This is a genomic window from Methanothrix sp. (genome assembly GCF_030055635.1).
Classification (GTDB): domain Archaea; phylum Halobacteriota; class Methanosarcinia; order Methanotrichales; family Methanotrichaceae; genus Methanothrix_B.
Genome location: NZ_JASFYM010000023.1, coordinates 1 through 11,297 on the forward strand (window position 1 = coordinate 1; position 11,297 = coordinate 11,297).

9 protein-coding genes are annotated in these 11,297 nt (G+C 51.5%); 4 read left to right on the forward strand and 5 right to left on the reverse strand.

The annotated features are described in order from the left end of the window. Positions 1-160 (forward strand): TraR/DksA C4-type zinc finger protein (locus QFX31_RS08415; protein ID WP_348531667.1); only part of this gene is annotated, 160 nt, incomplete at its 5' end. 376 nt (positions 161-536) lie between these two features. Next, positions 537-782 (forward strand): hypothetical protein, encoded by a 246-nt coding sequence (locus QFX31_RS08420; RefSeq protein ID WP_348531659.1) that lies wholly within the window; start codon positions 537-539, stop codon positions 780-782. A 389-nt stretch (positions 783-1,171) separates the two neighbouring features. On the opposite strand, the gene QFX31_RS08425 is transcribed toward QFX31_RS08420, so the two are convergent. Continuing rightward, positions 1,172-2,050 (reverse strand): hypothetical protein, encoded by an 879-nt coding sequence (locus QFX31_RS08425; RefSeq protein WP_348531660.1) that lies wholly within the window; start codon positions 2,048-2,050, stop codon positions 1,172-1,174. 250 nt (positions 2,051-2,300) lie between these two features. On the opposite strand from QFX31_RS08425, the gene QFX31_RS08430 reads away from it, so the two are divergent. Next, positions 2,301-4,448, forward strand: a complete 2,148-nt coding sequence (locus tag QFX31_RS08430; protein ID WP_348531661.1) for an STT3 domain-containing protein — start codon at positions 2,301-2,303, stop codon at positions 4,446-4,448. Here QFX31_RS08430 and gltA read toward each other — a convergent pair. From gltA to QFX31_RS08450, 4 genes are all read right to left on the reverse strand, one after another. After that, on the reverse strand, positions 4,413-5,786 hold the full coding sequence (gene gltA / locus QFX31_RS08435; RefSeq protein ID WP_348531662.1) for an NADPH-dependent glutamate synthase: 1,374 nt from the start codon (positions 5,784-5,786) through the stop codon (positions 4,413-4,415). The two genes, QFX31_RS08430 and gltA, sit on opposite strands and share 36 nt — an antisense overlap. A gap of 649 nt (positions 5,787-6,435) precedes the next feature. Then, positions 6,436-7,449, reverse strand: coding sequence for an alpha/beta fold hydrolase (locus tag QFX31_RS08440; protein WP_348531663.1), 1,014 nt, complete (start codon positions 7,447-7,449; stop codon positions 6,436-6,438). Further along, the gene (locus QFX31_RS08445; RefSeq protein ID WP_348531664.1) at positions 7,440-8,549 is read right to left on the reverse strand and encodes an iron ABC transporter permease; all 1,110 of its coding nucleotides are present in this window, start codon (positions 8,547-8,549) and stop codon (positions 7,440-7,442) included. The genes QFX31_RS08440 and QFX31_RS08445 overlap by 10 nt, the downstream gene beginning before the upstream one ends. Before the next feature lie 99 nt (positions 8,550-8,648). Continuing rightward, positions 8,649-9,659, reverse strand: a complete 1,011-nt coding sequence (locus tag QFX31_RS08450) for an ABC transporter substrate-binding protein (protein WP_348531665.1) — start codon at positions 9,657-9,659, stop codon at positions 8,649-8,651. Positions 9,660-9,956: 297 nt separating this feature from the next. On the opposite strand from QFX31_RS08450, the gene QFX31_RS08455 reads away from it, so the two are divergent. After that, positions 9,957-11,246, forward strand: coding sequence for an ABC transporter substrate-binding protein (locus QFX31_RS08455; protein WP_348531666.1), 1,290 nt, complete (start codon positions 9,957-9,959; stop codon positions 11,244-11,246). Positions 11,247-11,297 lie beyond the last annotated feature (51 nt).

The following is an 11,297-nucleotide window of genomic DNA, read 5'->3' on the forward strand; positions in this document are numbered from 1 at the left end:
TATACTTTCTGTCAGAGAGGTGGCTATCCCAGAGCCGCCGAGAGCGAGGATATACCCGTCTATAAAATGCCAGGAGTGCGGCGAGAGCTTCATGGAGATCAGGGGCAGGGTTGTGAACGGCAAGATCGTCTGCAAGGAGTGCTTCTCCAGGATGACATGATAGAGAGCAACAGGGCGCAAACTCTCCTCCCCAGAGAGGAGGTCACTCTGTGAAATTCTCTGCGCTGATATCTTAAGTGGTGGCTGCTCTGGTATTGTTCCAGCAAATTTACCATGAAAGCACGACATGGAGGGTTGACCTTCCTTGTCGGGTTGTTTGGACGAAACCAACCCGCATCTCAAACGCTTTCATCCTTTTGGCACGCCTCTAATGTCGCATGCAGCGTTTCATATCCTGTGTTGGCCTGCCCTCAGGACTCCGGATCGATGCAGCCGTTGCTCCTGCCCCTCTCCCATCCATGAGATGTAATAAACGGCCATAGACATTCGTCAGATACATATACTATACCCCCAGAGGCTACGGCTAAGGTGAATATATGGCAAAGCAATCAAAGGATGAGGGCCTGGAGAGCATAAAGGAGAGGCTGGAGGAGATCGCATCTCTGCTTGCGGAGATCGCGGACGAGATGACTGAGCTCAATACAGCACTGAAGTTCATAGGGATACCGCTGATGACAGACATGCTCATGAAGTACAGGCCAGACATCAGGGAGACGATGGAGCCGATAATCAGCGAGCTTGCAGACGGCATGAAGAGCATGATGTCTGAGGAAGAGGAGTGAGGACTCTCCGGCTCCGATATCAGCTCCACTCTCTTTTGTGTGATCAAATAGTTGAGACAAAAGTGCAGATGCCCTCTGTGCATTTGCATGCCCCTGAACATCGATGCGAGTGACCGTTCAGCGAACGGGCCCATCGCCCAGCATTTTCCACGCTCCTCATCTGTAACTGATAATCAGGCGAGTGCTCTCTTTTCCATCAAATGCTGTGTTGGAATAACTCATGAAAATCCGCATGCAGAAGACGATTTCAGGAATGCATGGAGAATAGATCGGAATCGATATCTATAGACGTTATCCTGGGAGGTTATCCAACACAGCACATCAAATCAAAATATTGAAGAGGATCTCACACCATGTGAGATCTGTGCGTGTACTTATACATCTTGCTATCAGAGCAGTGCAGCAGCCATGAGGGTCGGGGCGGGTTTCGACTGCTCCAGGAGATCGCTCACCTTGACGAAACTCATTCCCCTCTCAGATGCATCATTGACAAACATCTCAAGCGCACCCAGGTAATCTCCAGATCCCGAGATGTAGCTTGTTATGAGCACGACCACCGGCTCACCTCTGCTCATCGCATCGTCCATGCCTCTGGAGAGAAGCGAGTACCACTCATCTCCGCTCATGTTCATACCGACCGCGCGTCTGTCGCTGAGCACGATGGTCTCCGAATCTGATGTGATCGCCGTCACTGGAACCACGTACAGGGTCGTGTTGTCCAAGATGTAGGGCCTTGATGCGTTGGTGCTGAAGTACATACCATCATCTATTATGTATCTGATTCCAAGGCCCTCAAAGATCGCGAAATCGCTCTCGTTTATCTTCTCCGACGGTCTGTATCCCGTTACACTCTTCTTCTCGGTTCCGCATATGTAGCAGTTCTCAACCTCTCTCTTGGCCTTTCTGATATCTCCCATCGATAGATTTCCGCCACCCGGGCCGTTCATCGCCATCTCGTGGTTTGCCCTGGCACCCACTCTTGTTATGAACAGCGTGTACTCGTTGTCAGCCGCAAGATCCCCTGTGGTGAGCACTGTGAAGTTTATCTCCCTCGGATCCAGTATGTTCAGGATCTCTGTTGTGTAGTTGATCACATACTCCCGCCCGTCTCCCTCAGGGGGCGCGGTGATGTCCAGTATCAGTGCCAGTTGCGCATTTTGAGCCACTGAGACGCTCTCGTTCGCAGCGCTCACGTTCTCCGAAACGTTCTGAGAGACTGCTCCACTGATGAGAAGCAGAGCCACAAGGAGTGCTGGAAGTATTCGCATACCATCACCTCGCGTATAATTGCTCCTTCCCGTATCTCTGATTAGTATCATACATACTTATAATACTTTTTGCGATTCTTGCCAGGCTGCCGTTCTGCATGAGTATCTCTGCACAGCATTCAGAAAGACCTAACCTAAAAGATTATCAACATCCTGGTAATATACAGCAAGAGTTAATAACCATCTGGACGATACGCATCAACCGCTCCTTTCGGAGAGAGTTTCACTAACCATGCGCCCGGGAGGTCCCATGAACCGAAGAGATGCTGCGCTCCTTGCGATAGCTGTTGTGCTCAGCCTGGCAATACGGCTTGCTCCTGCACTTTACAGGGGCGATATAATCTTCGACGGCTATGATGAGTACTACCATCTCAGAAGAATCCTTTACACATTCCATCACTTTCCGCACACGCTATGGTTCGATTCATACATAAACTACCCCCACGGCCTTGAGATAACATGGCCTCCTCTCTTCGATATCGTCGTTGCGGCCCTTGCGCATACAGTACCGCCTGTGATCGGTGACGGATCTGTGGAGACGCTCGCAGCGGTGATATCCCCGATCCTGGGCGGCATTCTTGTGGTGGTTGTTTACGCCATCGCGAGAGAGGTTTCTGATGAAAGAACCGCCTTGATCTCTGCATTTCTCCTGGCGGTATGCCCATACAGCGTCATCAGAACATCATTCGGCTCGCCGGACCATCACAGCCTTGAGGTCCTTCTCTTCTCTACGATAGTGCTTCTCCTCCTGTATACGCTCAGAGGGGGGTACATCTGGAGCATCTGTGCGGGTATCGCAGTGGCAGCTCTCGCCTACACATGGGCAGGTGCGCCGATTTACCTTCTCATAATACCTTCATTTGCAGTTCTCCGAGCCATTCTGAGTTTGCAGGATGGCAGCGCGTTCGATTACAGGCCGCTGCTCTTGAGCCTTGGAGTCGCATCTGCTCTCGTTTTTCCATCCGGCTTCAGCAGCTGGCTGTACATATCCTTTATTGCCATCATTATCATCACCGCAATTGTTCTTGTCACTGCTATCACAGAGCAGCTGGCCCTCAGGAAGGATCTGCCGTGGATAGTTCTGCCAGCGTCCCTGATCGCACTTGCCATGATAATCATCTTCGTCAACTACAGCAGGCTTCAGAGCGCCATGGTCTATCTCGTCGGAGGGGGGATGACAGGAAAGATAGCAGAGGCAGAGCCGCTCTTTGTTAATACAGACCCCTTCACGCCGCTGACGCTCTGGCTTCTGCTTTACATCCTGGGAGCCGTTATCCTCCTGTACGAGACAAAGGCGGGCGGTCTCAAGAGAGATGCTAGGCTGCTCCTTCTGATCTGGGCGGCTCTGGCGCTCGTGCTCACAATCGGACAGAAGAGGTTCATCTACGTCTCATCAACAGTGGGCCCGATACTGATGGCTCTTCTGCTTCTCAGAGCTACAGTCTGGATGAGATCCTATCCCTCCCACAGGTTCATTGCTGGAGTGGCTCTCGCCATCATGATAATCACTCCCCTCACAGATCTCCCCGGTATCGTAAGCTCTGAGCCAGCGATCACCCAGGACTGGGTCGAGTCGCTGGAATGGTTGAGGAACAGCACACCTCAGACAAGCTACTTCGAGGAGCCGTTCCAGGTCCCTGAGTATGGTGTGATGTGCTGGTGGGATTACGGAAACTGGATTGTCTACCTCGGAAAGCGTCCGGTTGTTGCGAACAACTTCCAGACAGGGGTCGTGGAGGGGTCGAGGTTCTTTTTATCAGAGAACGAGGAAGCCGCTGTGAGGATTCTGAACGAGAGGCGTGCCAGATACGTGATCACGGATCTCACCATGATCTATGGGAAGCTCCAGGCGATATGCAGCTGGCTCGGCGAGGATCCGTCTACATATCAGATGATCTACACAAAAGACGGGATGGTGACCGTGCACAATCTGGAGCGGCTCAACAGGACCGTGCTCGCAGGCTTGCATCTCGATGACTGCAGCTACATGGAGCACTTCCGTCTCATCCACGAGTCGAGGAGCTTTGCCGGACCGTATGGCGGAAAGCAAGCATCCATGATCAAGATCTTCGAATACGTGCCTGGCGCTGTCATCAGGGGGAGCGCGAAGGATGACAGGATTGTTGTAGCGGTCCTGAACCTCAGCTCGAACCTGGGCAGGCCCTTCCAGTACGTGAACTACGCCGTCCCGCGCAACGGGAGCTACGAGATCAGGGTTCCGTACTCGACTGAGGGCGCGTATGGCATAAAAGCATCCGGACCCTACCAGATTGTGGAGATCTCACCAGCCACCGATGGCTGGGGAGATGTTGCATTCGTGAACATCACAGAGAAGGATGTCCTCGAGGGAAGGATCCTGGAGCTAGGGACACCAGTCTCCGCCGTTCCTGAGCCATGAGTCGATGTCTGCTGCTGCCCTCTTTCCCGCGCCCATCGCGCTTATCACGGTCGCGCTTCCAGTCGCGATATCTCCACCGGCCCACACCCGCTCGATCGATGTTCTTCCCCTCTCATCCACATCCACAGTGCCCCACCTTGTTGTCCTCAAACCGGGAACGGTTCTGAGCACGAGAGGGTTCGGAACTGTGCCGATCGCTATGATCGCTGTGTCGATCTCCATGCTGAACTCGGAGCCCTTCTTCTCAACGGGCCTTCGCCTTCCGCTGGCATCCGGCTCCCCGAGCTCCATCCGGATGCACTCCATCGCTCTGACCATCCCATCGCCGCTGAACCCTATTGGATTTGTGAGGAAATCGAAGATCACACCCTCCTCCCTCGCGTTCTCGATCTCCTCCAGCCTCGCGGGCATCTCGGCCTCAGATCTCCGATAGACGATATGCACCTCCTCTGCCCCGAGCCGGAGGGCTGATCTGGCGGCGTCCATCGCGACGTTGCCTCCCCCGACGACCGCAACCTTCCTGCCCCTCTTTATCGGGGTATCGAAATCGGGAAACCTGTATGCCTTCATCAGGTTGATTCTTGTGAGGTACTCATTCGCAGAGTATATCCCACCGAGGTTCTCGCCCGGGACGTTGAGGAATCGAGGGGCTCCAGCGCCTATGCCCAGGAAGATGGCATCATATCTTCTGAGAAGATCCTGGACCTTTACAGTTCTCCCCACGACAGAGTCGAGCTCGATCCTGACTCCAAGAGACCTGACGTAGTCGACCTCTCTCTTAACGATGCTCTTGGGCAGCCTGAACTCCGGTATACCATAGGTGAGAACCCCTCCGGCCTCGTGCAGCGCCTCGAATATTGTTACCTCATAACCCATCAGTGCGAGATCCGCTGCGCATGTGAGCCCCGCAGGGCCGGAGCCGACGATCGCGACGCTCTTTCCTTTTGTATCCTCAACGACAACCCTGCTATCATGACCGAAGTCTGCTGCGTACCTCTCGAGCCTCCCTATCGCGACAGGCTCGTCCTTTCTGGAGAGAACACACCTGCTCTCGCACTGCTCCTCCTGAGGACAGACCCTGCCGCATATTCCTGGCAGGCTGTTCCGGCGCTTGATTATCCTGAGCGCCTCATCAGCATCGCCCCTCCTGAGCGCATCTATGAACTGCGGGATCTCGACGCCTACAGGGCAGCCCTCGACACATCCCGGCTTCTTGCAACCGAGACATCTGTCAGCCTCCCGAAGAGCATCCTCTCTGCTGTATCCGAGAGCCACCTCTGAGAAGTTCCTGCGCCTCACCTCAGGGGGCTGCTTTGGCATCCTCACTCTGGGCGACATTCGCCTCCCAGATGATTGATCTCCGCCAAATAGCTGACGGATGAGGTTTCCACTTACGTATATCTTCAGCTCATCAAGTGGCTCTGATTGTTTATTTGGGACATTTTGGGCCAAATTTTCTTGATCTGTCCGGGTTTTACCATGTTTTTGTGTGGTTCTTCTCTGTGATTCAGCTTATCAGCAGCAGAAAGATGCGGAGGCAACTGCCTCTGGTTGGGGTTATCGGAGTCCGCTCCCAGACTATTCGACCACATGAGCCCAGCCGGAAAAGAGCGAATATGTTTATCACACATTACGTGAGAAATAAGATATTTTTGATATCATTACATCCTAATGCTTCTGTTTTTCCATGTGAGAATCCTTCGCAGATCGTCAGTATCTTTTCCCTTCCAGCGGTATCACTCCGATCGCGAAGTGAAGGGGGCGGAGCTATCCTCAGTAGGGTATAGTGCATTGCCAGCTGAGTACGGTCCGCCCTTGTCTGGATATAGCGATCGCCGGGGAGATTAAGTTTTCCGCGGCGTATATGGACAGGAGGATTTACTCCTCCGGCCCCTGCCACGGTTGCAATACTATCGAGTGCTCTGCATTAAATTTGTATCACTTGCACTTTTCAAATCACGTAGCGCATTAAGTCCTTTGAGCAGCCTTAAAGCCGCCTTTTAAGAAACGATGTAACTGCCATAAAGTACTCCTCTCGATAGGGTCGCCGAAAGCTTTCAAGAGACATTCTCTCTCTGAGCCTCTGATCATATGACTCTGCGATCTGCTGGAAGCTGTGATCTGCATCTGGTATTATGATTAGCTCCACATTATCATTACCATGCTCTTTCAAATCCCGCTCGATCATGAATGCATCCTCAACCGGAACGTTTAGATCGCACGCACCGTGAATTACAAGCACCGGCTTTTGTATGTACTTGAACTGGTTTTTCGGTGAGTGTTCGGGTAAATAGCAGATCGGGTCGTGCCGGATCCTCCACGTTTTTCCCTTGTAGCTGAAGCAGTGTTCGGCCTCACCCATCATCGCTCTTTCTATAAGCATCTGGAGGTTCAGTCCTATAACCAGGCCCACTGGGTCGTTCTCCTCCACCCATTGGAGGTTTTCCGGGCTCTGCGCGGCATATTCTGCCACTCTTCGGTAGTTGAAGATCATCATCTCTGCATAGTCCCTGTAAAGACCTCCCTGTAGAATGTAGGCTCTAGCACTCCTCTCCTTTTTAGCCAGAAGACATGCTGTGTAGACTCCAGCGCTTTGACCTAGAACGGCGATTCTTTCGGGATCTATGAGATCAAGAGAAGATAGCGCCCGATAGGCAGCAATTGCATCTTCGGCATCCTGAAGGTACCCTCCCTCATAGAGAGGAGCTTCGCTCTCTCCAATACCTCTTCTGTCCCATGAGAATGTTGCAAATCCTTCAGAGGCCAATCTTTTTGAAATCTCCAGAAAGAAATTCTTTTTGGGTGGTGGCCTTCCGGCAGGCCTGTTTAAGAGATTTCCGTCCCTGTCCTGCTCGAGGGATCCATGAATCAGAAGGACTGCAGGTAAAGGATCTTTAATCCCAACTGGATACCTGAGGACTCCAGCAAGCCGTAAGGAGCTGCTGTAAAAGATAACCGGTTTTTCACCCATCACCTTTTCTCCGGACACGACTAATCCCATCCTGTATCTCTGGTCATTATCAGATAGAGGAACATGGGTACCCCTATGAATGAGATGACGATCCCTATAGGTATGATTATTGGCGCCAGGATCACTCTTCCAACGATGTCAGCCCCGATCACAAGGATAGAGCCGACAACGCATGAGGCGGGAAGGAGAAACCTGTGGTCGCTTCCCAGTACCATCCTGGCAACGTGTGGTGCAACCAACCCCACAAAACCGATTATCCCTGTGAAGCAGACTATCGCAGCCGTGATGAAGGACGATAGCAGAAGCGACACATTTCTCACTCGAGCCACATTTATCCCGAGGCTTTTAGCAGCCTCATCGCCTCCAGCGAACATTATATTCAGGTCCCATGAGAGACGGATAAAAACTGGCATCGACAGGAGAAACACTACAGTGACCACTGTCAGTTTGTGCCAGTCGGCTCCGGAGAGAGTTCCAAAGGTCCAGTTGACCATGGCATTGAGCTGCTGCTCATTCGCAAAGAACTGTAGTATCGCCGTCAACGATCCAAAGAAGTACGTTAGCGCTATACCCGCAAGGACCATAGTCTCGGGGGACGATCTCTTCAAGCGGCTTATAAAAAATACCAGGAAACCACAGCCGATAGCTGATATGAAGGCGCTCAGGATTATAATGTACGTTCCGATACCCGCATAACCTACCCCGAATATTATTGCCATCGAGGCACCGAAGGCCGCGGCAGATGATATCCCCACAGTGAACGGACTGACAAGAGGATTTCTTGTTACACCCTGCATCACCGCCCCTGCTACCCCCAGCCCCGCCCCTGCCACTATACCCATAAAGATACGGGGAAGCCTGAGATGCCAGATTATCGATTTCACGAAGGGATCGCTTTCTACAAATGGGAAGTACCTCGATAGTATCGCACGAAAAACCTCGCTCCAGCTTTCTGTGGCACCCCCAAGGGAGGCCGATAAAACAGCCAGAAACAGCATAATGGCAAGGCTCACAATCAGAAACATAATCTTCCGTGCGATAAACTCCGAATAGGCTTGCCTAGCATCCTTACTGTCAGCCTTCTCTGTTATCTTTAAAGACGTGCTCGTAATTCTATTTGGAAGATGCATAAGGTCTATCAGCTCCCAAGACGGTTCATAGAGTCGCAGCTGATCGCACCAGGAGCACATTAACGGGTGTGGGAACAGCTGTATAATTATCTCTAAAAATCAGGGGTTGGGATAGAGGTATATGCCTCTGTACTCCAACCCCTGGAACCTCTTCAGATACTCTCTGTAGAACTCTATCGGATCCAGATCCTTGAACTTATCCGGATATAGCACCTTGGCCAGGAAGACAGGTCCAAACTTCTTACCGGCCCCGCCGGTTACGTCGAAGCTTATGACATAGACCTCGCCGTTCTTAACTGCCTTTGTGTTCGCAAGCTCAGGCCGGCTCATGATCTCATCTCGAATGGCCTTGAACTGCTCCTCACTCTCTGCGTTCCATCCTAAAGTGGTACCCTTGAATATCACGTCAGGATTCCTTCTGGCAACGTCCTCAGGATCAACCTCAAAGGCCAGCTCTGATCTCTCAGGGTACAGGTCCTTGCCGCCTGCAGCGCGGATCATATTGGGTATTCCGCTGCCGTAGCCTGCTCCACCATAGGTGAGATATTTTTTGGCGCCCTCGAAATAAACGGTCTTGCGATCTGAGTCCGGTATCGTGGCAAGTGTCCGGTTGATCAGGTCATAATAGCTCCTGAAGAATGACATGTATTCCTCGGCTTCGGCTTCCTTTCCAAGCATCCTGCCAAGCGTTCTTATCTCATCGAACCAGACCTCGGTCCTGTAGAAATCCAGCCCCACAACCTTTATCCCAAATGGTTCCAGCTTCTTTTGCACCTCATCGGGCTCTGGTGGATACCCGGCTGACAGGCATATGACAACATCGGGTTTCAACTCGGCTATCTTCTCATAGTTCGGCTCCTCTTGAGTTCCCACCACAGGCACGTTTGCCAGCTCTGGAAGTGTTCCCTTATCCACCTCATCTTTGGTTGACTGATCCATGCCTACAATTCTGTCCACCGCCCCCAGTGCTCGCATCTCTTTAGCTGGGTTGCTCCAAAGAACCACCACAGACTTCACAGGATATGGGACTGTTACCTCCCTTCCAGCGGAATCTACTATAGTTATGACCTCATCAGAGCTCGATGCATATGCTCCTATTCCCAGTGCCATTAAAATCGATGCAGTCAAAAATAAAGAGACTACTTGCATCAATCTGATAAGCAAATTTTACACCTCTCCAAGATTTTTCATATTAAGTAACTTCTTTTATTAAAGATATATGAATATTTCGGTGTTGTTTATTAAAATTATTTATTTATTCAGAGAAATGTGTATATATACATCGATTTTGATGTAATTTATGCTAAAGAGTAACATTAAATAACAAAATTATCGATATTCTATAACCAGATGGCTGCGGTGTCCATAATCCAACAGCCATCCACACGACTATAAAGGAGGAAGAGCATGGGAACTGCAAAATCGATCATCGCGCTGATCGTAATGTCGTGCTGCATAATCGCCCAGGCTTCAGCGGCGGATTTTGTGCTGCACATATTCGGAAACGCTAACATGGATGACCGGATCGACGGAGATGATCTGGAATTCCTCAGCATGGTCGTTAAGGGTGAGAAAAATGCCACCGAGCTCTGCGATGCTGATCACAACGGCGTGGTGGATGCATCCGACATCTCCCACGTGGAGCGTATCATTAATGGAACCGCGACCGAGATAACTGTGATCGATTCTGATGGGAAGGTGGTAACACTACCTCAGCCGCTGGAGAGGCTGGTGATCTACAATCATCAGTGTGCAGAGGTGCTTCAGCTCCTGGGTGTCGATGACAGGGTTGTGGGTGTCAGGGATACCTTTGCGGAGCAGAAAAACCGCTTTCCAAGACTGAGCAGGGTTACAAGCATTGGGAGTGGTGCCGAACCCAACATCGAGGCTATACTCAAGACCGATCCGCAGGTTGTGCTGGCATACACATTCTATCCTGCTGAGGATGCACTTGACGCGAAGCTTCCTCCAGAAGTAAAGGTTCTGCGTCTGGACTGCGAGTGCAGCGGCATTGGACCCAATGCGATGCGGGAGAAGATAACCATGATGGGGTACATATTTGGCGCAAGAGACCGCGCGGAGAAGTACCTGAAATGGCATGATGGCATCGTTTCCCTGGTTGAGGAGAGGGTGAAAACCGTCCCTGAGGATAAGAGGGTGCGCGTGTATCTCGAAAGCACACCAGAAGGAAAGAATCCTCTGACTTCAAGAACCGCCATAGGCAGCGGTCATGCTGCAAACAAGCTCGTTGAGATGGCGGGAGGTGTGAACATAGCAGCTGGCCATCTTCCGCTCTACCTGGACACACCTATAGAATACGGCGAGATCCAGACTGAGTGGGTGCTCTCCCAGAATCCAGATGTCATAGTCGGAAGAGCCATGGGAAAGGGGATAAGACCCTATGAGAATGAGAACTCGAGCCTGCTTCAGAGCTATGATCAGGAGATCAGGAACCTTCCTGGTTTCGACAGGGTTAAGGCGGTACGGGATGGCAGGGTCTATATAATAACAAATGACTACGCTGTTACGCCGAACTATCCATCTGCTCTGCTGGCACTTGCCAAGTGGTTCTATCCGGAGCTCTTCCAGGATGTCGATCCGGTGGCTGCACATCAGGAGTACGTCAATATGATGGGGCTGGATTTCGATGTGAGAAAGAGAGGTGCCTTCACGTTCCATGCGAGCGACTCAGCGTGAGGAACTGGCTCGGTTGAAAGGGATACCTCAAACAATATTTTTCAATTTTTG

Bases quoted from the DNA above. Each gene is read 5' to 3' on its own strand.
- QFX31_RS08420 (WP_348531659.1), top strand. From the start codon at position 537: ATGGCAAAGCAATCAAAGGATGAGGGCCTGGAGAGCATAAAGGAGAGG.
- QFX31_RS08425 (WP_348531660.1), bottom strand. From the start codon at position 2,050: ATGCGAATACTTCCAGCACTCCTTGTGGCTCTGCTTCTCATCAGTGGA.
- QFX31_RS08430 (WP_348531661.1), top strand. From the start codon at position 2,301: ATGAACCGAAGAGATGCTGCGCTCCTTGCGATAGCTGTTGTGCTCAGC.
- gltA (WP_348531662.1), bottom strand. From the start codon at position 5,786: ATGTCGCCCAGAGTGAGGATGCCAAAGCAGCCCCCTGAGGTGAGGCGC.
- QFX31_RS08440 (WP_348531663.1), bottom strand. From the start codon at position 7,449: ATGGGATTAGTCGTGTCCGGAGAAAAGGTGATGGGTGAAAAACCGGTT.
- QFX31_RS08445 (WP_348531664.1), bottom strand. From the start codon at position 8,549: ATGCATCTTCCAAATAGAATTACGAGCACGTCTTTAAAGATAACAGAG.
- QFX31_RS08450 (WP_348531665.1), bottom strand. From the start codon at position 9,659: ATGGCACTGGGAATAGGAGCATATGCATCGAGCTCTGATGAGGTCATA.
- QFX31_RS08455 (WP_348531666.1), top strand. From the start codon at position 9,957: ATGGGAACTGCAAAATCGATCATCGCGCTGATCGTAATGTCGTGCTGC.